General features: G+C 62.6%; 20 protein-coding genes. 9 read left to right on the top strand and 11 right to left on the bottom strand.

Translation table 11 applies throughout. The features are described from left to right. Positions 1-218, bottom strand: a 218-nt coding sequence (locus PMI24_RS00990) for a radical SAM protein (protein WP_007950591.1), incomplete at its 3' end; no start/stop codon positions are given. A 357-nt stretch (positions 219-575) separates the two neighbouring features. On the opposite strand from PMI24_RS00990, the gene PMI24_RS00985 reads away from it, so the two are divergent. The 4 genes from PMI24_RS00985 to PMI24_RS28640 all read left to right on the top strand — a co-directional run bounded on the left by PMI24_RS00985 (position 576) and on the right by PMI24_RS28640 (position 5,601). Beyond that, entirely contained in the window at positions 576-2,900 is a 2,325-nt protein-coding gene (locus PMI24_RS00985; protein WP_007950590.1) for an FdhF/YdeP family oxidoreductase, read from the top strand. A gap of 109 nt (positions 2,901-3,009) precedes the next feature. Continuing rightward, on the top strand, positions 3,010-4,425 hold the full coding sequence (locus tag PMI24_RS00980) for a cytochrome ubiquinol oxidase subunit I (RefSeq protein ID WP_007950589.1): 1,416 nt from the start codon (positions 3,010-3,012) through the stop codon (positions 4,423-4,425). A 17-nt stretch (positions 4,426-4,442) separates the two neighbouring features. Then, positions 4,443-5,459 carry a cytochrome d ubiquinol oxidase subunit II gene (cydB, locus tag PMI24_RS00975; RefSeq protein WP_007950588.1) on the top strand — a complete coding sequence of 339 codons (1,017 nt, stop codon included), beginning with the start codon at positions 4,443-4,445 and terminating at the stop codon, positions 5,457-5,459. After that, positions 5,446-5,601: a DUF2474 domain-containing protein gene (locus PMI24_RS28640; protein WP_007950587.1), complete on the top strand. Its 156-nt coding sequence runs from the start codon at positions 5,446-5,448 to the stop codon at positions 5,599-5,601. Before cydB ends, PMI24_RS28640 begins: the two co-directional genes overlap by 14 nt. Positions 5,602-5,685: 84 nt before the next feature. On the opposite strand, the gene PMI24_RS00970 is transcribed toward PMI24_RS28640, so the two are convergent. Continuing rightward, a complete protein-coding gene (locus PMI24_RS00970) occupies positions 5,686-6,537 on the bottom strand; it encodes a CAP domain-containing protein (protein WP_007950586.1) in 852 nt (283 codons plus the stop codon). 199 nt (positions 6,538-6,736) lie between these two features. On the opposite strand from PMI24_RS00970, the gene PMI24_RS00965 reads away from it, so the two are divergent. Next, the gene (locus PMI24_RS00965; RefSeq protein ID WP_007950585.1) at positions 6,737-7,357 is read left to right on the top strand and encodes a cell wall hydrolase; all 621 of its coding nucleotides are present in this window, start codon (positions 6,737-6,739) and stop codon (positions 7,355-7,357) included. Here the strand turns inward: PMI24_RS00965 and PMI24_RS00960 are convergent. Next, positions 7,354-8,241, bottom strand: coding sequence for a LysR family transcriptional regulator (locus PMI24_RS00960; protein WP_007950584.1), 888 nt, complete (start codon positions 8,239-8,241; stop codon positions 7,354-7,356). The two genes, PMI24_RS00965 and PMI24_RS00960, sit on opposite strands and share 4 nt — an antisense overlap. Positions 8,242-8,344: 103 nt before the next feature. Between PMI24_RS00960 and PMI24_RS00955 the strand changes: the two genes are divergently transcribed. Further along, positions 8,345-9,745, top strand: a complete 1,401-nt coding sequence (locus PMI24_RS00955; RefSeq protein ID WP_007950583.1) for an MFS transporter — start codon at positions 8,345-8,347, stop codon at positions 9,743-9,745. Here the strand turns inward: PMI24_RS00955 and PMI24_RS00950 are convergent. From PMI24_RS00950 to PMI24_RS00935, 4 genes are all read right to left on the bottom strand, one after another. Continuing rightward, on the bottom strand, positions 9,690-11,105 hold the full coding sequence (locus tag PMI24_RS00950; RefSeq protein WP_007950582.1) for a heavy metal sensor histidine kinase: 1,416 nt from the start codon (positions 11,103-11,105) through the stop codon (positions 9,690-9,692). The genes PMI24_RS00955 and PMI24_RS00950 overlap by 56 nt on opposite strands. Then, positions 11,102-11,773 (bottom strand): heavy metal response regulator transcription factor, encoded by a 672-nt coding sequence (locus PMI24_RS00945; RefSeq protein WP_007950581.1) that lies wholly within the window; start codon positions 11,771-11,773, stop codon positions 11,102-11,104. Before PMI24_RS00945 ends, PMI24_RS00950 begins: the two co-directional genes overlap by 4 nt. Positions 11,774-11,785: 12 nt before the next feature. Then, the gene (locus tag PMI24_RS00940) at positions 11,786-12,043 is read right to left on the bottom strand and encodes a DUF2790 domain-containing protein (RefSeq protein WP_007950580.1); all 258 of its coding nucleotides are present in this window, start codon (positions 12,041-12,043) and stop codon (positions 11,786-11,788) included. Between the two features lie 147 nt (positions 12,044-12,190). Continuing rightward, positions 12,191-12,904 (bottom strand): murein L,D-transpeptidase catalytic domain family protein, encoded by a 714-nt coding sequence (locus PMI24_RS00935; protein ID WP_007950579.1) that lies wholly within the window; start codon positions 12,902-12,904, stop codon positions 12,191-12,193. Between the two features lie 151 nt (positions 12,905-13,055). On the opposite strand from PMI24_RS00935, the gene PMI24_RS00930 reads away from it, so the two are divergent. Continuing rightward, positions 13,056-14,669, top strand: coding sequence for a L,D-transpeptidase family protein (locus PMI24_RS00930; RefSeq protein WP_007950578.1), 1,614 nt, complete (start codon positions 13,056-13,058; stop codon positions 14,667-14,669). Positions 14,670-14,672: 3 nt separating this feature from the next. Here the strand turns inward: PMI24_RS00930 and PMI24_RS00925 are convergent, their stop codons facing one another. After that, the gene (locus tag PMI24_RS00925) at positions 14,673-15,188 is read right to left on the bottom strand and encodes an HvfX family Cu-binding RiPP maturation protein (RefSeq protein WP_007950577.1); all 516 of its coding nucleotides are present in this window, start codon (positions 15,186-15,188) and stop codon (positions 14,673-14,675) included. A gap of 57 nt (positions 15,189-15,245) precedes the next feature. Further along, complete coding sequence (locus PMI24_RS00920) at positions 15,246-15,449, bottom strand: HvfA family oxazolone/thioamide-modified RiPP metallophore (protein ID WP_007950576.1); 204 nt, start codon at positions 15,447-15,449, stop codon at positions 15,246-15,248. Between the two features lie 241 nt (positions 15,450-15,690). On the opposite strand from PMI24_RS00920, the gene glsB reads away from it, so the two are divergent. Together glsB and PMI24_RS00910 are read left to right on the top strand one after the other, a co-directional pair. Continuing rightward, positions 15,691-16,599 carry a glutaminase B gene (gene glsB / locus PMI24_RS00915; protein ID WP_007950575.1) on the top strand — a complete coding sequence of 303 codons (909 nt, stop codon included), beginning with the start codon at positions 15,691-15,693 and terminating at the stop codon, positions 16,597-16,599. 69 nt (positions 16,600-16,668) lie between these two features. Beyond that, positions 16,669-18,171 (top strand): aldehyde dehydrogenase family protein, encoded by a 1,503-nt coding sequence (locus PMI24_RS00910; protein ID WP_007950574.1) that lies wholly within the window; start codon positions 16,669-16,671, stop codon positions 18,169-18,171. 48 nt (positions 18,172-18,219) lie between these two features. Here PMI24_RS00910 and PMI24_RS00905 read toward each other — a convergent pair whose 3' ends face one another. Further along, positions 18,220-18,879 (bottom strand): carbonic anhydrase, encoded by a 660-nt coding sequence (locus tag PMI24_RS00905; protein WP_007950573.1) that lies wholly within the window; start codon positions 18,877-18,879, stop codon positions 18,220-18,222. A gap of 12 nt (positions 18,880-18,891) precedes the next feature. Continuing rightward, complete coding sequence (locus PMI24_RS00900; RefSeq protein ID WP_007950572.1) at positions 18,892-19,128, bottom strand: DUF2790 domain-containing protein; 237 nt, start codon at positions 19,126-19,128, stop codon at positions 18,892-18,894. Positions 19,129-19,175 lie beyond the last annotated feature (47 nt).

Raw genomic sequence — 19,175 nt, 5'->3', positions numbered from 1 at the left:
GGCTCGCCGCCGGTCAGGCGAATCTTGCGGGTGCCCAGCGCGACGAAGCTCTGTGCCAGTTGATAGATCTCCTCCAGCGTCAGCACCCGTTGGCGCGGCAAAAACTGCATGTCTTCGGCCATGCAATACACGCAACGGAAGTCGCAGCGGTCGGTGACCGACATGCGCAGGTAGTCGACGCGGCGGTTGTAACCATCGATCAAGACGCGCTCTGACATGACAGCCTCGCTTGGGTGAAATCCGCTATTGAAGGGATTGGGTCGGCGCAGGTTATGAGCAACTTGAGACAGCGTCCAATCACTCTTAATGACCGGCCGATTGATGCTGTCGATGATGAAATAATTATTCCGGATTTATCGCTTCTTAGTTTTGCAAGTGCCCGTATTTAAAGGGTTTAACGCCGTGATAGATGCTTTCGATAACGCAGTCATTAATAGCGATTAGACAAGTTTTTGCAGCGGTTCCTATCCTTGGCCCCGTCAAACGAAACGACCGCTTTTTTAACTTGAAAGTCAGTCGTCGCTGTTTAAACCCGATCAGGTTTTTGCCTGTGTGCATCGTCATGGAGAAGTCCCATGTCACAAGTCGACCGTTACAAACCCTACAAGGGCGCCGCTGCGGGTTGGGGCGCTGTGATCAGCCTCACCAAGAACTGGCTGGGCAGTGAAAACGCCCTGAAAAACATCCGCGCCATGCTCAAGACCAACCAGAACGGCGGCTTCGACTGCCCCGGTTGCGCCTGGGGTGAAGCACCCGGCGCGAGCATGCTGAAGTTCTGCGAGAACGGCGCCAAAGCGGTGAACTGGGAAGCCACCGGCCGCCTGGTCGATCCGGCGTTCTTCAACAAGTACACGGTCTCGACCCTGGCCGAGCAAAGCGATTACTGGCTCGAATACCAGGGCCGGATCACCCATCCGATGCGCTACGACGCGCGGGTCGACCGCTATGTCGAAACCACCTGGGACGACGCCTTCGCGCTGATCGCCAAACACCTCAAAGGCTTGAAATCGCCCCACGAGGCCGAGTTCTACACCTCGGGTCGCGCCAGCAACGAAGCGGCGTTTCTCTATCAGTTGTTTGTCCGTGCCTACGGCACCAACAACTTCCCGGACTGCTCGAACATGTGCCACGAAGCCAGTGCGGTGAGCATGGGCGAGAGCCTGGGTGTCGGCAAAGGCACGGTGGTCTATGAGGACCTGCACCATGCCGACGCGATTTTCGTGATCGGCCAGAACCCCGGCACCAACCACCCGCGCATGCTCGAACCGCTGCGTGAAGCGGTGAAGCGCGGCGCTCAAGTGGTGTGCATCAACCCGCTCAAGGAGCGTGGGCTGGAGCGTTTCCAGAACCCGCAAAACCCGATCGAGATGCTCAGCAACGGCTGGGAAGCGACTAACACCGCGTACTTCCGTCCGGCACTGGGCGGCGACATGGCGATGATCCGCGGCATGGCCAAGTTCCTGCTGGAGTGGGAGCGCGAAGCCCAGGCCATCGGCGGCGAACCGGTGTTCGATCACGCGTTCATTGCCGAGCATACGTCGGGTCTCGACAGCTATCTGGCCGAAGTCGATGCCACGAGCTGGGAGCACATCGTCGAGCAGTCCGGCGTGCCGCTGCATGACATCGAACTGGCCGCGCGCATGTATGCCCGGGCCAAGAGCGTGATCATGTGCTGGGCCATGGGCCTGACCCAACACGTGCACTCGGTGCCGACCCTGCAAGAAGTCATCAACCTGCAACTGTTGCGCGGCAACGTCGGCCGTCCGGGGGCCGGGCTGTCGCCGGTGCGCGGTCACAGTAACGTGCAGGGCGACCGCACCATGGGCATCAATGAACTGGCCCCGAGCGAGCTGATGGACGCCCTGGAAAAGCGCTTCAACTTCAAGGTGCCGCGCATGCACGGCCACAACACGGTGATGGCGATTGGCGCCATGGAACGTGGCGAAGCCAAGGTGTTTATCGGTCTGGGCGGCAACTTCGCCCAGGCCACGCCGGACACCCCGCGAACCCACGCCGCGATGCGCAAACTCGACCTGAGCGTGCACATTTCCACCAAGCTCAACCGCAGTCATCTGGTAACCGGGCGTGACGCACTGATCCTGCCGTGCCTCGGTCGTACCGACATCGATGTCCAGGCTGAAGGCCCGCAAGGCGTGACCGTGGAAGACACTTTCAGCATGGTGCACTTGTCGTTTGGCCAACTGAAACCGAAGTCGGCGCACCTGAAATCCGAGCCCGCGATCATCGCCGGGATCGCCGCTGCGACCTTGGGCAAACACCCGATCGACTGGGAATGGGCGGTGGGCGACTACGGACGCATCCGCAACCTGATCGCCGACGTGATTCCGGGCTTCGAGAATTTCAACGAGAAGCTGCTGATCCCAGGTGGTTTCCACCTCGGCAACAACGCCTCGGACCGGGTCTGGAAAACCGAATCCGGCAAGGCCCAGTTCACCCCGTGCGTGCTGCCGGAGCATCTGATCAGCGAAGGCGTGCGCAACCTGCCGGTCAAACCGCATCTGATCCTGCAAACCATGCGTTCCCACGATCAGTACAACACCACGCTGTACGGCCTCGACGACCGTTATCGCGGGGTTTACGGCATGCGCGACGTGGTATTCGCCAACGAGCAGGATATCCGCCGGCTTGGTTTCGAACCGGGGCAGAAGGTCGATCTGGTGGCGCTGTGGGGCGACGAGCGCGAGCGTCGGGTCAGCGGTTTCACCCTGATCGCCTACGACATTCCGGCCGGGCAAGCTGCCGCGTACTATCCGGAGACCAATCCGCTGGTGCCGCTGGAAAGTTACGGTGACCGCACCTACACGCCGACCTCGAAATTCGTGGCGATCCGCCTCGAAGCGGCCGAGGCGAGCAACCTGATCCCGTCGTCGGTGGCGTAGCCGACCCACGCGATCCAACCCTTTTGCAATTTGACTGGCTGCAGGCGTTCGCGCCTGGCGGTGGCCCGGCCGTGTGCTGCCGCTTTTCAGCCTTGATGAGGACATCATCATGTTCAACCTGGAGGCACTGGACCTGGCGCGAATTCAATTCGCGTTCACGGTTTCGTTCCACATCATTTTCCCGGCGATCACCATTGGGCTCGCGAGTTTCCTTGCGGTACTCGAAGGCCTGTGGCTGAAAACCCGTAACGACACTTACCGCGATCTCTACCATTTCTGGTCGAAGATCTTCGCCGTCAACTTCGGCATGGGCGTGGTGTCGGGGCTGGTCATGGCGTACCAGTTCGGCACCAATTGGAGCGGATTCTCCGACTTCGCCGGCAGCGTCACCGGGCCGTTGCTGACCTATGAAGTGCTGACCGCGTTCTTCCTCGAGGCCGGGTTCCTCGGGGTGATGCTGTTCGGCTGGAACCGCGTCGGCCGTGGCTTGCACTTCTTTGCCACAGTGATGGTCGCCATCGGTACGTTGATTTCGACCTTCTGGATTCTTGCCTCCAACAGCTGGATGCAGACCCCGCAAGGCTTCGAAATCGTTGACGGTCGAGTGATGCCGCTGGACTGGCTGGCGATTGTGTTCAACCCGTCGTTTCCGTTCCGACTGGCGCACATGGCGATTGCCGCATTCGTTGCCACGGCGTTCTTCGTCGGCGCTTCGGCAGCCTGGCATTTACTGCGCGGCAACGACAGCAAAGCGGTGCGCAAGATGTTTTCCATGGCGCTGTGGATGGCGCTGATCGTTGCGCCGATTCAAGCGGTGGTCGGTGACGCCCATGGCTTGAACACCCTGGAGCATCAACCGGCGAAAATCGCCGCCATCGAAGGCCACTGGGAAAACGCCGACAACGGGCCGACCCCGCTGGTGCTGTTCGGCATTCCGGACATGCAGGCGGAGAAGACCAAATACGCGATCGAGATTCCGTACCTCGGCAGCCTGATCCTCACCCACAGCCTCGACAAGCAGATCCCGGCGCTCAAGAGCTTTCCGAAAGAAGACCGGCCGAACTCGACCGTGATTTTCTGGAGCTTCCGCGTCATGGCCGGGCTCGGCATGTTGATGATTCTGGTCGGTGTGCTGGGTCTGGCGTTGCGGCGCAACGGCAAGGTCTACCGTCATCGCGGCTTCCAGCGTTTGGTGCTGCTGATGGGGCCGAGCGGTCTGATCGCGCTGCTGGCGGGTTGGATCACCACGGAAGTCGGGCGGCAGCCGTGGGTGGTATATGGCCTGATGCGCACCCATGACGCGGCGTCCCATCACTCGGTGGCGCAGATGAGCACCTCGCTGGCGCTGTTCGTTGTCATCTACTGCTCGGTGTTCACCGTGGGCATCGGCTACATGATGAAACTGGTGAGCAAGGGCCCGCAGCCGCACCACGAACATCCGCCCGAAGGCACTCAGGTACAGACCCCGCGCCGACCACTTTCGGCGGTCACCGACAACCTCGAATCCGCGACCCGGATCCACTGATAAAGGAGCGTTGAGTCATGGGTATTCAAGGTATCGATCTCTCGTTGATCTGGGGTGTGATCATTGCCTTCGGGGTGATGATGTACGTGATCATGGACGGCTTCGATCTGGGCCTCGGGATCCTCTTCCCGATGATCAGCGACGAGCAGGAACGCGACGTGATGATGAACACCGTTGCGCCGGTCTGGGACGGCAACGAAACCTGGCTGGTGCTCGGTGGTGCGGCGTTGTACGGCGCGTTTCCGCTGGCTTATGGGGTGATTCTGGAGGCGCTGTATCTGCCGCTGATCTTCATGCTCGCGGGTTTGATTTTCCGCGGTGTGGCGTTCGAGTTTCGCTTCAAGGCGCCGGCTGAAAAACGCCATCTGTGGGACTGGGCGTTCATCGGCGGTTCGCTCCTGGCGACGTTCTCCCAGGGCGTGGTGATTGGCGCGTATGTGGCGGGGATTCCGGTGGTGGATCGGCAGTTTGCCGGTGGTGGTCTCGACTGGCTGGCGCCGTTCCCGCTGGTTTGCGGTGTCGGTCTGGTGATTGCTTATGCCTTGCTTGGCAGCACCTGGCTGCTGGTCAAGACCGAAGGCATGCTGGAGTCGCGGATGCGTCACTACAGCCGTCCGCTGGCGTGGTTGCTGCTGGCGATGGTGGTGGTGATCGGCGCGTGGACGCTGCAACTGCACCCGGAACTGGCCGGCCGCTGGTTCAACCATGCGCACCTGACCGTGTTCGCCGGGCTGGTGGTGTTGGCGGTGCTGGCGCTGTTCGGGCTGTTGCGTTCGCTGCGTCAGCGCCACACCCACTGGCCGTTCGTGTTTACCCTGGTGTTGATGTTCCTCGGTTACATCGGCCTGGCGCTGAGCATCTGGCCGAACATCATCCCGCCGTCGGTCAGCCTGTGGGCGGCGGCATCACCGGCCACCAGCCAGTTGTTCGCCCTGATCGGCGCGCTGTTCATCCTGCCGGTGATCCTGATGTACACCTTCTGGAGCTACTACGTGTTCCGCGGCAAAGTGAGGATTGGCGATGGCTACCATTGATTCGCGTGAGGTGAAATCCAGCCCCTGGTACAAGCGTCTGGGGTGGCTGTTGCTGATCTGGTTTGGCAGCGTGGTCTCGCTGGCGGTAGTAGCGAGTCTGCTGAAACTGGCGATGTATGCGGCGGGGATGAGGACGCATTGACCACAAAAAAAACCGGAGCCTGGCTCCGGTTTTTTATTGCCTGCGGTTTATTTCCTCCCCTCGGGGGATGAACTGCCTTGAGGTTTATTCCCCGCCAAACATCGCCGTCCAGTAAATGCCGGCGCTGCTCTTCGGATCGACTGCATAGGCCGCGCCCAGCTCACGGTACTGCGGGTTCATCAGGTTGGCGCAATGGCCGGGGCTGGCGAGCCAGCCGGCGACGACTTTCTGCACCGTGTCCTGCCCGGCGGCGATGTTCTCGCCGACCTGCTGGCCGCTGTAGCCGGCCAGTTCGGCGCGGTCGCCGGGGGTACGGCCGTCGCGGTCCTTGTGGTCGAAATAATTGTTGTTGGCCATCTCGCGGCTGTGTTCCTGGGCAACGCCGCCGAGCACTGCGTTCCACGCCAGCGGCGCAGTCGCTGCGAATGCCTGACCGCCGCATTGGCGCGGTTGGGCGCGGGCGGCGTTGAGTTGTTCAAGGAGTTTCTGGCCTTCAGCCTGACCGTCGCCGAGACGGGCGGACAGCAGTGGCCGCGCCAGCGTGATGCGCCAGTCACGATCAGCGCGACTCACGCCGATATCGACGAACTGCGGATCCAGCACCACCTGACAGAAACTCTCCTGAATCGCCTTCATCGCCGACGCCGCATCCCGTGGCCCGTTCAGGGTAATCGCCTGCACATTGACCATCGGGTAGCGGGCGCTGGACATCGCCTGCTGCAAATCCACCACGCCGCTGGCCGGCAGAATCAGGCGCGGATCGGCCGACAGCGGCGGCAATTCGCTGGACGCCTGGCTGCCACAACGCTGCGGCTGGCTGCGGTAGCTGTTGATCGATTCGATCAATTGCGACTCGTCGGTGGCCATGGCCGAAGTGGCCAGCGCCAGGCCCACGGACAACGCGGCGAGTCGCAGAACGGATGGCATGAAGCGCATGGAAATCTCCCTTGGGCTGAGTGCGCACATCATGCGCGAAAGGGCCCCGGTTCGTGCAATGTCTTTTTCTTCACGACGCGGATTTTTCTGCCGAACGATTCCGTGCAATTTGCCGTCTACACTCTGCGAAGACCCCGGAAACCGGGCGTCTCAACCACGTAACACTTCGCCCGCATCGGGCTCTGCCGGAAGAATGATCATGCGATTGAACGGGTTGCTTTGCTGTCTTGCGTTGACCCTGCTGAGCGGCGCGGCACTGGCCACCGATCAGGCTCCGATCAAGGAAAAGGCCGAAGCGAAAGCCGAGGTTCTGGAAGAGAAGGCCGCCGACAAACCCGACGCGCCTCCGGCACCCAAATCCGAAGCCATCACGCCGACCGAAGCACAGGCGGTCGACCCCGCCGGCGCTGCACCGCTGGACGATCCGATCACCTGTCTGGCACGCAGTATCTATTGGGAAGCCAAGGGCAAGGACAACGCCGACATGGAAGGCGTGGCCAGTGTGGTGATGAATCGCCTCGGGCATGACGGCTTTCCAGGCACCGTCTGCGAGGTGGTCAAGCAGGGCTCGGAAAGCAAGAGCTGCCAGTTTTCCTGGTGGTGCGACGGGCGTCCGGATCAGGTCAAGGAAGATGCCGAATATGCGCTGGCCAAGGAAATCGCCGGCAAGGCGCTGAACCGTCAGCTCACAGATCGCACCCACGGCGCGCTGTATTTCCACGACCGCAACGTTCATCCGAGCTGGGCCAAGGAATACAGGAAAACCGCCGAGACCAAGAAATTCCTGTTCTACAAACCCGCAGGCGGGGACGCGCGTTAGGCGCAGACCTCCCGCACACAATTGCGCAGCCAGCGATGCGCCGGGTCGGCGTCCATGCGCGGGTGCCAAAGCATCGACACGCTGATGTCCGGCATCCGGAATGGCAGGGCGAAGCTGTGCAAACCCGTTCGCAGTTTGCTGGTGTGACGCTCCGGGACGGTGGCGATCAGGTCCGACTCACGGACCAGTGTCAGCGCTGCCGAAAATCCACCGAACGAAGTGACGATGTCCCGCGTCAGGCCGAAGGCAAGCAGCGCTTCGTCCACCGGGCCGCTGCTGCGCCCGCGTCGTGACACCAGAATGTGCTGGCCTGCGGCAAAGCGTTTGGCGCTGACCTTGCCGCTGCTCAGCGGATGTCCCTCACGTACCACACCAATCCACTGATCGCGGAACAGAATGCGGCTGTGCAGCGTCGGATCGGTGCTGTCGTCGACCACGCCGGTTTCCAGATCCACCCGGCCTACGCGCAGCAGCGTGCTGTCCTTGTCGGCCTTCTGCACGAAGCGCAGGCGCACGCCGGGCGCCTCTTCGGCGATGCGGGCGAGCAGGGCGGCGGCGAAGGTTTCGACAAAACCGTCGGTGTTGCGCAGGGTGAAGGTGCGCCGCAACTGGCCGGGATCGAGCACTTCTGCCGGGCGCAAAACCGCTTCGGCTTCCTGCACCAGGTAACTGACCCGGTCGCGCAGCTCCAGCGCACGCGGGGTCGGCACCAGTCCTCGGCCGGCGCGCACCAGCAGCGGATCGCCGGTGGTTTCCCGCAGCCGGGCCAGCGCGCGGCTCATGGCTGAAGGGCTCAAACGCAGGCGTTCGGCGGCGCGGGCGACGCTGCCTTCGCTCAGCAACACGTCGAGGGTGATCAACAGGTTCAGATCCGGTGCATTCATGACATGGCGTTCCATGCAGGTATCAAGTGCAAAGCATGCGTCTTGCGCCTTGTATTGTCGAGGCTCAGGCTATGTTGCATGACTTCTGCCTTGTGAGCCCGCCATGCACCGAGAACCCCTGAGCCCTTCAGCCCGCTGGGCGCTGACCAGTCTGGCGCTGTCGATGCTGATGCCGTCGCTCGACACCAGCATCGCCAACGCCGGACTGCCCACGCTGGCGGCGGCGTTCGATGCGACGTTTCAACAGGTGCAGTGGATCGTGCTGGCCTATCTGCTGGCGGTCACCACGTTGATTGTCAGCGTCGGGCGGTTGGGTGACGGCTTCGGTCGGCGGCGCTTGCTGTTGATCGGTATCGGCATTTTTACTGCCGCTTCGCTGGCCTGCGCACTGGCGCCGAGTCTGGCCTGGCTGATTGGCGCACGAGCGGTGCAGGGCCTGGGCGCGGCAATCATGTTCGCGCTGACGGTGGCGCTGGTCGCCGATGCGGTGCCCAAATCCCGGGCCGGCAGTGCGATGGGGTTGCTGGCCACGATGTCGGCCACCGGCACCACCCTCGGGCCGTCGCTCGGCGGCCTGTTGATGGCGCTTGTCGGCTGGCAGTCGATCTTTGTGATCAACCTGCCGTTGGGATTGCTCAATGCGTGGCTGGTGTATCGCTATTTGCCGAAGGATCGGATCGTGCGCTCGGGTGTTGCATTTGATTATCCCGGCACCGCCGTGCTGATGTTGACGCTGGCGGCCTATGCACTGGCGATGACGGTTGAAGGACTCACCCCGACGTTGCTGTTGCTCAGCCTGTTGGGTGTGGGGTTGTTCATCCTGGTCGAGAAGCGGAGCAAGGCGCCGCTGATTCACCTGTCATTGTTCACCGACACGCGAATCAGCAGCAGTCTGGCGCTGACGTTGCTGGTCACGACGGTGATGATGACCACGCTCGTGGTCGGGCCGTTTTACCTGAGCCGAGGTTTGGGGCTCACCAGTACGCAGGTCGGACTGGTGTTGTCGATCGGGCCGTTGCTGGCGGCGTTCAGCGGCGTACCGGCCGGGCGGCTGGTGGATCGTTTCGGCGCGCGACGGATGGTGCCGGGTGCATTGCTCGGCCTGGCTTGCGGTTGCGGTTTGTTGGCGTTGTTTCCGGTGAGTTTCGGAGTGCTTGCATACGTGCTGCCGATCACGGTGGTGGCCTTGAGTTATGCGCTGTTCCAGGCCGCCAACAACACCGGGTTGATGTCCGGCGTTGCTCAGGATCAGCGCGGCGTGGTCTCGGCCATGCTCGGGCTGTCGCGAAATCTGGGCTTGATCACCGGGGCGGCGGCGATGGGCGCGGTGTTTGCACTGGCCACGGACGATCCGACTCAGGCACCGGCCGCGGTCATCGCAGGCGGCTTGCACATGACCTTCGGTGTGGCCACGGCGTTGATGTTCGCGGCGTTTGCGCTCGGTGCCTTCACGCACCTGCGTCTCGCGTCTCCCGTGCCGGAAAGAACAGTTCAAAGCAGGTGATGCCGTCGGCGCTGCTGACGCTGTAGCGGCCCTGATGCAACTGCATGATGGTCGCGACAATCGACAGGCCCAGCCCGTTGGATTGGGCCGAGCGCTCGCGGGACGGATCGACGCGGTAGAAACGCTCGAACAGCCGCGACAGGTGTTCCGCCGGAATGGTCGCGCCCTGATTGCGTACCCGCAGGTAGCTACCGTCCGCTTCAGCGATGGCTTCGACCTGCAACGTCGAGTCCGCCGCGCCGTACTTGATCGCGTTGGCGCACAGATTGGCCAGCGCCCGACGCAGCAACATCGGCTCGGCCCAGATCACACCGCTGCCACTGGCCTCGATAGTGACGCCGACGTCCGCCGCTAATCCCTCGAAGTAATCGGCGATGCGCTGCATCTCATCGCTGGCGTCCAGCTCTTGCCGCTGGCTCAGCGCGCTGGCCGGGTCGGTGCGGGCGAGAAACAGCATGTTGTCGAGCATCCGCGCCAGCCGTTCGAGTTCTTCGACGTTGGAGGCGAGCAGCTGCTGATAGGCGTCGACGCTGCGATTCTGTTGCAACGCGACCTGGGTCTCGCCGAGCAGGTTGTTGATCGGCGTGCGCAGTTCGTGGGCCATGTCGGTGGAGACCTGACTGAGTTGCGCAACCCCTCGGTCGAGCCGGTCCAGCATCGCGTTGAAGGCTTCGATCATCGGCTGCAATTCACGAGGCGTGCCTTGGCTGTCAAGGCGTTCGCCGAGGTTGGCGATGCCGATTCCGTGGGCATGCCGGGCAATTCGCCGCAACGGCAGCAGGCCGCGATACACCAGCAGGCAACCCACCAGCGCCAGCACAATCGCTGCCAGTGACGCGAGGCCGTACACGCTGAGCCGGTAATTGGCGAGCATCGCCGTGCGCTCGCTCATCACCTTGGCGATGAGCACCTGCAGATTGCCCTGGTCGCCGGAGTCGATACTGGCCGCCACTGCCGAGAACGGCACGCCGTTGAGGCTTGGCAGATGCTGCACGTCGTTGAGCGCCATGACATGGTCGACCGGCACGGCGGGCACGCTTGGGAGTGCCAGGTCGCTGGGGTTGACCACGAACAAGGGCGGTTGCCCCGGCGCGCCGATGGTCAACAGCGCTTCGCGGTTGCCCAGCATGTTCTGGAACAGCGCCGGTTTGGTCTTGATCAATTCCAGCGTGTTGCTGTCGTTGAGGATGGTGCGCAACTGATCGATGCGACTGACCAACTGGATATCGTCGCGGCGGGTCAGTTGCTCTTCCAGCTGGTTGTAAAGCGCCGCGCCGAGGCCTGCCAGTGCGGCGAAGGCAAGCACGGCGAAGACCAGCGCCAGACGCAATGTCAGAGAATAAGTGCCGGCGATTTTCATGGTTGGGTATCGAAGCGGTAGCCGATGCCGCGCACGCTGTGGATCAGCTTGAGCGGGAACGGATCGTCGATCTTCGCCCGCAGGCGGCGCACGGCGACATCGACCACATTGGTGTCGCTGTCGAAATTCATGTCCCACACCCGCGAGGCGATCAGCGAACGCGACAGCACTTGCCCGGTGTGGGTGGCGAACAGTTGCAGCAGGGCGAATTCCTTGTTGGTCAGGGTGATCCGGTTACCGGCGCGGGTGACCCGACGTTTCAGTACGTCGATCTGCAGATCGGCCACCTGCAATTGCTCTTCTTCATGGATCGGCCCGCGCCGGGTCAGGGTGCGCAGGCGTGCCACCAGTTCGGCGAAGGAAAACGGCTTGATCAGGTAATCGTCGGCGCCCAGTTCAAGGCCCTTGACCCGGTCGGCGATGTCGTCGCGGGCGGTGAGGAACAGCACCGGCGTGTCGGTTTCCTTGCGCAGCCGGCGCAGCACTTCCCAGCCATCCATTTTCGGCATCATCACGTCCAGCACGATCACGTCGAAGTCGAACTCCAGCGCCAGGTGCAGACCGTCGGCGCCGTCCCGGGCCAGGCTCACGCTGTAGCCCAGTTCCTGCAAGCCGTTGAGCAAGTAATTGCCGGCCTTCGGTTCGTCTTCGACAACAAGGATATTCATGGGCACTGTGCCTCAATTGTCATTGATGCAGCCGCTGCCTTGCACTTGATAGTCCAGTACATGTTCACGGCCCTGGTGGTCGAGGTAGTTGAGCTGCGCGGGGATCACGCCGCAAGCCTGGGAAATATCGGTGCTGGAGAGGACTTTGTCGACATCCAGGTGCACGAAGAAACCGGTTTTGTCATGAATGACAGCGGCATCCGGTGCCGGGGCGGCGAACACGGAACCGGTGGCGAGGAGGGCGGTGAAGGCGAGGATCAGGGTTTTCATGATGGGTCACTCGAGTCGTTGAAGTTGATCGGCGTTCTGGCCGGGACAACTTCAAGCTACCGGGCGATCCGCTCGGCAAACCGACAACTCGATGACAAATCTGTAATAAACCGAACCTGTGGGAGCCAGCGCACTCCCACAGAGTATTCAGCTGGCGTGTGTGCTGAGAATGCTCGCGATCTGTTGTGGCTGGCAGTTGAGGTACGGCGAGGATTTCAGCCACTGCTGATCCGGGTACCAGGAGAACATGAATTGGCCATTCTTCAGGCTGTCGATCACTCGTTTGGCTACCTGCGGTCGCACCGCCGGGCAACCCTGGCTGCGGCCCAGACGGCCGGTACGTTTGCTCCAGAACGGGTTCACGTAGTCGGCGGCGTGGATCACGATGGCGCGGTCACGGGCCATGTCGTTGACGCCCGGTTCCAGACCGTCCATGCGCAGCGAGTAACCGTGGGTGCCCTGGTAACTTTCCTGTGTCCGGAACAGGCCGAGGCTGGACTGAAAACTGCCTTCACGGTTGGAGAACCGGGTGGCGAAGTTTTCCCCGGAGTTCGAGCCGTGGGCGACCAGATCGCGCAGCACCAGTTTTTTCCGGGTCAGGTCGAAGATCCACAACCGGCGCTCGGTGGACGGCTGCGAATAGTCGATGATCGCCAGGTGACGGGACTGCTTCGCGCCGTTGTTGATCGCACATTGCATGGCGTTCAAGGCACCTTTCAGCGCCTGGGGATTGAGTTCCGGAGCGGCGTGCGCGAGGCTGGTGTACAGAACCGGCGAAGAGGTGCCGGCGGCAAAGGCTGGACTGGTCAGCACGCCAATGGCGGTGGCAGTCAGCAGAAGTCGGCGCAAAAACGTCAACATTTAAAGTGAGTCTCCACTTGCTACTTGTTTGGCACTTAGGCTCCTGACGTCCAGTCGTTCCCGGCAAGCCCGCGAATCGGGCCTGACTGTTCACCGCACCTGAGGTAAGGTTGACCGTCAATCAAGACGGCCATGGATTGGAGTAAAGCAGTTGTTCAAAAAGTACGCATGCTACTTGAGCATTTGTTTGCTCGCTGCGCCGTTTGTCGCTTGCGCCGAAGAGCCGTTGCCGGGACTCCCGACGCTGCCGCCCGTGCCGACGGAAATGCCCATCGAGCCGCAGAGCCCGTTGCAGGCTGCGCTGATCAGCCTGCCCCAGGCGTGCCCGACGATCGGCACAAGCCTCAGCGGCCCGGCGCTGGATCAATTGCGCGCCTTCTACCAGCAGCAGGACTGGCTGCCGGTGTGGGCCGATGGCGGGCAATTGCCGGCCTTGCATGCGCAATTGCAGCTGTTGGCCGACGATGGCCTGAACCCGAAACGCTACCCGGTGGCGCTCACCGCGCCGCAGGACGGCGAACTGTGCGCCGACATCGAGATCAGCCGTTACTACCTGCAAGCCCTGCAGGATCTGCATTACGGCCGCCTGCTGCAATCGCACTTCGAACCGCTGTGGCATTCCGACGAAACGCCACGCGACCGACAGGCCGAATTGCTCGCCATCGCCGTGCCGGGTGTGCGCAACGTTCCGGCCGCCTTCGATCTGGCCCGCCCACAGCTGGCGCAGTATCAGAATCTGCGTCATCTCTACGCAGCTCAACGCCTGAAAGCCTTGCCGCAGTGGACGTCGGTGGGCAACGGTCCGTTGCTGCGTCCGGACATGGAAGATAAACGCGTGCCGGAACTGGCCCGCCGGCTCTACAGCGAAGGCTACCTGAGCAGTGTGGTCGGCACGCCGGACAACGCTTATCACGGCGTATTGGTGGAGGCGGTGAAGAGCTTTCAGGCCAACCATTCGTTGCAGGCCGACGGAGTGGTCGGGCCGGGGACGATTGCCGAACTCAACATCAGTCCGCTGACCCGCCGCGAACAGTTGCGGGTCAACCTTGAACGTTTCCGCTGGATGGCCCAGGACATGGAGCCGGACGGTCTGCTGGTCAACGTCGCCGCTGCCGAGCTGACGCTTTATCAGGGCGGCCTGCCGGTGTGGCAGACCCGCACCCAGGTCGGGCGCGCCGAACGCCAGACCCCGCTGCTCAAATCCCGGGTCACGCGCCTGACCCTGAACCCGACCTGGACCGTGCCGCCGACCATCTGGAAGGAAGACAAGCTGCCGGAAATCCGCAAGGACCAGACCTTCCTCAGCCGCCAGAACCTGCAAGTGCTCGACGCCAACGGCCAGCCGCTGGCCGCCGCCGACATCGACTGGGACAACCCCGGCAACATCCTCCTGCGTCAGGACGCCGGGCCGCGCAACCCGCTGGGGCAGATGGTCATTCGGTTCCCCAACCCGTTCTCGGTGTACCTGCACGACACGCCGAGCAAGGCGCTGTTCGACAAGGGACCACGGGCGTTCAGCTCCGGCTGCGTGCGGGTCGAGCATCCGATGAAGCTGCGCGATTTCCTGCTCAGCCCGGCGGAGAGGGCGCGCACCGACACCTTGCTCGCCACCGGCACCACCCATGAATTCCGCCTGAGCAATCCGGTGCCGATCCTCATGACTTACTGGACGGCACAGGTCGATGGCCAGGGTCGCGTGCTTTACGCGCCGGACATTTACAGCCGGGACAGCGCGTTGTTGGCCGGGCTGGACCGGGCGCATTGATCCTCAGCGGCTGGCGCGTTTCCAGAAGAATCGCGCCAGCCAAGCATCCACGCTCAACTTGCCGGCCCCGGCAAACACCAGCGGCACCAGCGCAGCCAGATAAATCGCGGGCAGCTTGAAGTTGCCGAAGCCTTTGTTGGTGATCGCGTAACCCTGGGCCAGCTCACTCAGCGATGACCAGTCCGCTGGCCAGTGCACGGCAGCGGTGGCGACGATGGTCACGACGATCAGAGAAATCGCCGAAATCCGCGTGCCGAATCCGATCAGGATCGCCAGCGCGCAGATCAGCTCGGCCCACATCGACAGCTCCCAGTTCAGCGTCGCCGGAAGATGATCGAAGGGAAACGGGAACCGCTCCTGAATGTCTTCGAACCAGTTCTGGCCGTTGAATTTCTCCAGCCCCGATTCGAAAAACTCCCAGGCGATGAACAGGCGCAAGGTCAGCGGTGCGAACCACTGGCCGGCGCGGTCGAGGTTCAGGTGCAGGCCTTTGACGGCCGACGAGAGAGCTGTGGTCATGGCAAGGCTCCATTCATTCAAAAGAAAACGGGGCACCGACGTGCCCCGAAAAAAGGGTTACTCGCCGGCGCCGCACTTGCCTTCGCCGCATTTACCTTCCGAGGTTTTTTCCGCCGAGTCGGCCTTGGCCTGGGTTTGGCTGTAGCCGTGATCCAGTTGCTTGACGCTGAAGGCTTCTGAAGCCGATGCGGCGTTGGACAGGGCCAGGCCACCGGCAAGCAGCAGGCCCAGAGTCAGGGAGGTTTTCGAGAGCTTGGTCATGGTGAATCTCCGATGCGATGTGTGAGTTCAAAGGCTTGATCGGGGCTGCCGATCGACAGGTTCATTTGAACGCCGGGCTGTATCGCTGATGTGTCGCGAAGGGCCGGATTTGTGCGCGGGATGTGTCGGGCGTCGGGCCGTACACACTGCGATACACAGCGCCGGTGTGATTCGATTGCCGGGCGCAGCGTCTAGCCACGGTGTCCCCGCAATCCCATGGGGCGAGACTTCGGAACCCGGCATGCAAGCGCTGTTGAACGAGATCCTTGACGCTGTCCGGCCCCTGATCGGGCAGGGCAAGGTGGCTGACTACATTCCCGCCCTCGGCACCGTGCCGGCCAATCAACTGGGCATCGCCGTGTATGGCAACGACGGCGAGATGTATTGCGCCGGCGACGCCGAGACGCCGTTCTCGGTGCAGAGTATTTCCAAGGTGTTCAGCCTGGTGCAGGCCATCGAACATTCCGGCGAGGCGATCTGGGAACGCCTGGGCCACGAGCCGTCCGGCCAGCCGTTCAACTCGTTGGTGCAGCTGGAATTCGAACGCGGCCGTCCGCGCAATCCGTTCATCAATGCCGGGGCGCTGGTGATCTGCGACATCAACCAGTCGCGCTTTGCCGCACCGGCGTTGTCGATGCGCGACTTCGTGCGGCGGCTGTCGGGCAACCCGCAGGTGATGGTCGACGGCAAGGTCGCCGATTCCGAATACCAGCACCGCGCGCGCAACGCGGCGATGGCCTACCTGATGCAATCCTTCGGCAATTTCCACAACGACGTTGAAGCGGTGCTGCGCAGCTATTTCAGCCACTGCGCCTTGCGCATGAACTGCATCGACCTGGCCCGGGCCTTTTGTTTCCTGGCCAACGACGGTTTCTGCAAACACAGCGGCGAGCAGATCCTCAGCCGGCGCCAGACCCAGCAAGTCAACTCGATCATGGCCACCAGCGGTCTCTACGACGAGGCCGGCAACTTCGCCTACCGCGTCGGCCTGCCGGGCAAGAGCGGCGTCGGCGGCGGTATCGTTGCGGTGGTGCCGGGCCAGTTCACGGTGTGCGTGTGGTCGCCGGAACTCAACACGGCGGGCAACTCGCTGGCGGGGATGGCGGCGCTGGAAATGCTCAGTTCGCGGATTGGTTGGTCGGTGTTCTGAGGCCGTGTTGCTTTGAGGGAGGCCAACCTATACATTTTCCGGCCGCCCTCAATATGGTGAATCCGCTCCATGTCTCTCGCGCTCGAACGTCTCGTCGCTGGTACGCCTATCCCTTTCGCCGGTAACCGCGTCACCGTGGTCAGCCCCGAACTGGCCGAGCGTTTCCGACCCGGCGACCACCTGCTGGTGGAGCAGGTGAGTGGCGAGCTGTTGCTGATTCCTGTGGTGGATCAACAGGCCGCATCGGTGGCGATCGAGCGTGCAGCGGCGGCGTTTACCGCGTTGTCTGCGGTGCCGGATGAGGCCATCAGCCGCTTCTTCGATCTGTTCGCTCAACGTCTGGAAAACCCGGACGCCTGGGCGCTGATCGAAACCGCCAACCTCGCCGACATCGAGCGGGCCAAGGCTCGCGGTCGTTCCACTACCCGGTTGCTCGCCGACGAGCGCATGCGCCGCGACATGATCGCCGGCCTGCGCGCCTGGCGTGATGCGCCGGCCACCCGTGGCAAAGTGATCAGCAGCGTCGAGCATGACGGCTGGAAGGTCGAGCAGGTGGTATCGCCGCTGGGCATCGTCGCGTTCGTATTCGAAGGCCGGCCAAATGTTTTTGCCGACGCCGCTGGCGTACTGCGCACCGGCAACACCGCTGTACTGCGCATTGGCAGCGATGCGCTGGGCACCGCGCAAGCCATCGTCACCCACGCCCTGAACCCGGCGCTGGCCGATGCCGGTCTGCCGGCGGGTGCGGTGTCGCTGGTGGAGAGCGTCAACCACGCCGCCGGTTGGGCGATGTTCGCCGACCGGCGTCTGTCGCTGGCGGTGGCCCGTGGTTCGGGCCGTGCGGTCAGCCAGTTGGGCAGCATCGCCCAGCAGGCCGGCACCGCCGTCAGCCTGCACGGCACCGGTGGTGCGTGGCTGATTGCTGATCGTGATGCCGATGCCAAACGCTTCGCCGCTGTGGTGCGCAACTCGCTGGATCGCAAAGTCTGCAACACCTTGAACGTCTGCCTGATCCAGCGCGACCGTGCTGCCGAACTGGTGCCGCTGTTCCTCGACGCCTTGCAACAGGCCGGTACCGCGCGCGGTCAGGGCTGCAAATTGCACATCGTCGAAGGCAGCGAAGGCTATCTGCCGAGCGACTGGCAGAACGCGACGGTCGAGGTCTATCGCGCCGAGGGTTACCAGACTGAAGCCCTGGCCGAGCCGCTGCCCGAAGCGCAACTGGGCCGCGAGTGGGAATGGGAAGAAACCCCTGAAACCAGCCTGATGATCGTCGACGATCTGGATCAGGCCATCGCGCTGTTCAACCGCTACAGCCCGCAGTTCACCGTGTCGCTGATCAGCGAAGACGCGGCAGTTCAGGGGCGCTTCTACAGCGCGGTCAACGCGCCGTTCGTGGGTAACGGGATTACCCGTTGGGTCGATGGCCAATACGCGCTGAACAAGCCGGAACTGGGTCTTTCGAACTGGGAAAGCGGCCGCCTGTTTGCCCGCAGTGCGATCCTCTCCGGCGACGGTGTGTTCACCGTACGCAGCCGCATGACGCAGATCGATCTGGGCGTAAAACGCTGAACAGAACAACGCCGCGCCCGTCGCAATGACGGGCGCGGCGTTGTGTTTTCAAGCAGCATCGACTGCCTGACCGTACACCGCGCACGTCGACGGTTGCTCGGCCAGCGAGACGAAGGTACGGCGGTCGGCACTCAGCGCGTCGATCGAGCCGGTCTCGATGTCGTACACCCAGCCGTGCAGGTTCAGCAGGCCTTTCTCCTGGGCCAGGCGCACGCTTGGGTGAGTCTGGATGTTCGCCAATTGCGCGATCACGTTTTCCCGCACCATCGAACTCAGCTTGGCTGCGTCATTGGCATGTGGCCGTGATTCATTGACCACTTTCGCCGACTCGGCGTGTTGCAGCCAGCCACTGACGGCGGGTAGGTGATCCATGCATTTGCACTGGGCGATGGCGGTCATCGCGCCGCAATCGGAGTGGCCGCAGATCACGATGTCGGTCACGCCGAGCACGGCTACCGCGTATTCCACCGTCGCCGAAACCCCGCCCGGATGCGGGCTGTAGGACGGCACGATATTGCCGGCGTTGCGGATCACGAACAACTCGCCGGGTTCCTGCTGGGTCAGCAGTTCCGGGACGACGCGGCTGTCGGAGCAAGTGATGAACAAGGTGCCCGGGGTTTGGGTAGTTGCCAGGTGTTTGAACAGTTCGGTGCGTTGCGGAAACGCTTCGTTCTGGAACTTCAGGAAGCCTTCGATCAGGTTTTTCATGGTGTAGTCCTCTCAGTTCGAACAGCCGGAGCCGAATTCGCTGTATTGAAGAATGTGTTTTGCGCCGTGGCTGTCGAGGTAAGTCATCTCGACCGGCACTACGCCGCAGACGTCGGCAACCGGGGTGATGCTCACGACTTCAGCGATATCCAGAGACATGCCGTAGCGATAGGCGACGGCCTCTTCATCAGCCTGGGCCTGGGCGGCAAGGCCGGCGAGCAGGGCCAGGGTCAGCAGGATTTTTTGCATGGGGCAGCCTCCAGACAGATGGGGTGACGACTTGGCAACTCAGGTTT

The sequence above is a fragment of the Pseudomonas sp. GM25 genome (assembly GCF_000282255.1).
Taxonomy (GTDB): Bacteria; Pseudomonadota; Gammaproteobacteria; order Pseudomonadales; family Pseudomonadaceae; genus Aquipseudomonas; species Aquipseudomonas aphyarum.
This window is presented reverse-complemented; position numbering and strand designations above follow the sequence as displayed.

Bases quoted from the DNA above. Each gene is read 5' to 3' on its own strand.
- PMI24_RS28640 (WP_007950587.1), top strand. From the start codon at position 5,446: ATGGCTACCATTGATTCGCGTGAGGTGAAATCCAGCCCCTGGTACAAG.
- PMI24_RS00910 (WP_007950574.1), top strand. From the start codon at position 16,669: ATGTCTCTCGCGCTCGAACGTCTCGTCGCTGGTACGCCTATCCCTTTC.
- PMI24_RS00900 (WP_007950572.1), bottom strand. From the start codon at position 19,128: ATGCAAAAAATCCTGCTGACCCTGGCCCTGCTCGCCGGCCTTGCCGCC.
- PMI24_RS00945 (WP_007950581.1), bottom strand. From the start codon at position 11,773: ATGAATATCCTTGTTGTCGAAGACGAACCGAAGGCCGGCAATTACTTG.
- PMI24_RS00955 (WP_007950583.1), top strand. From the start codon at position 8,345: ATGCACCGAGAACCCCTGAGCCCTTCAGCCCGCTGGGCGCTGACCAGT.
- PMI24_RS00940 (WP_007950580.1), bottom strand. From the start codon at position 12,043: ATGAAAACCCTGATCCTCGCCTTCACCGCCCTCCTCGCCACCGGTTCC.
- PMI24_RS00965 (WP_007950585.1), top strand. From the start codon at position 6,737: ATGCGATTGAACGGGTTGCTTTGCTGTCTTGCGTTGACCCTGCTGAGC.
- PMI24_RS00935 (WP_007950579.1), bottom strand. From the start codon at position 12,904: ATGTTGACGTTTTTGCGCCGACTTCTGCTGACTGCCACCGCCATTGGC.
- glsB (WP_007950575.1), top strand. From the start codon at position 15,691: ATGCAAGCGCTGTTGAACGAGATCCTTGACGCTGTCCGGCCCCTGATC.
- PMI24_RS00920 (WP_007950576.1), bottom strand. From the start codon at position 15,449: ATGACCAAGCTCTCGAAAACCTCCCTGACTCTGGGCCTGCTGCTTGCC.
- PMI24_RS00970 (WP_007950586.1), bottom strand. From the start codon at position 6,537: ATGCGCTTCATGCCATCCGTTCTGCGACTCGCCGCGTTGTCCGTGGGC.
- PMI24_RS00950 (WP_007950582.1), bottom strand. From the start codon at position 11,105: ATGAAAATCGCCGGCACTTATTCTCTGACATTGCGTCTGGCGCTGGTC.
- PMI24_RS00905 (WP_007950573.1), bottom strand. From the start codon at position 18,879: ATGAAAAACCTGATCGAAGGCTTCCTGAAGTTCCAGAACGAAGCGTTT.
- PMI24_RS00985 (WP_007950590.1), top strand. From the start codon at position 576: ATGTCACAAGTCGACCGTTACAAACCCTACAAGGGCGCCGCTGCGGGT.
- cydB (WP_007950588.1), top strand. From the start codon at position 4,443: ATGGGTATTCAAGGTATCGATCTCTCGTTGATCTGGGGTGTGATCATT.
- PMI24_RS00925 (WP_007950577.1), bottom strand. From the start codon at position 15,188: ATGACCACAGCTCTCTCGTCGGCCGTCAAAGGCCTGCACCTGAACCTC.
- PMI24_RS00960 (WP_007950584.1), bottom strand. From the start codon at position 8,241: ATGAATGCACCGGATCTGAACCTGTTGATCACCCTCGACGTGTTGCTG.
- PMI24_RS00980 (WP_007950589.1), top strand. From the start codon at position 3,010: ATGTTCAACCTGGAGGCACTGGACCTGGCGCGAATTCAATTCGCGTTC.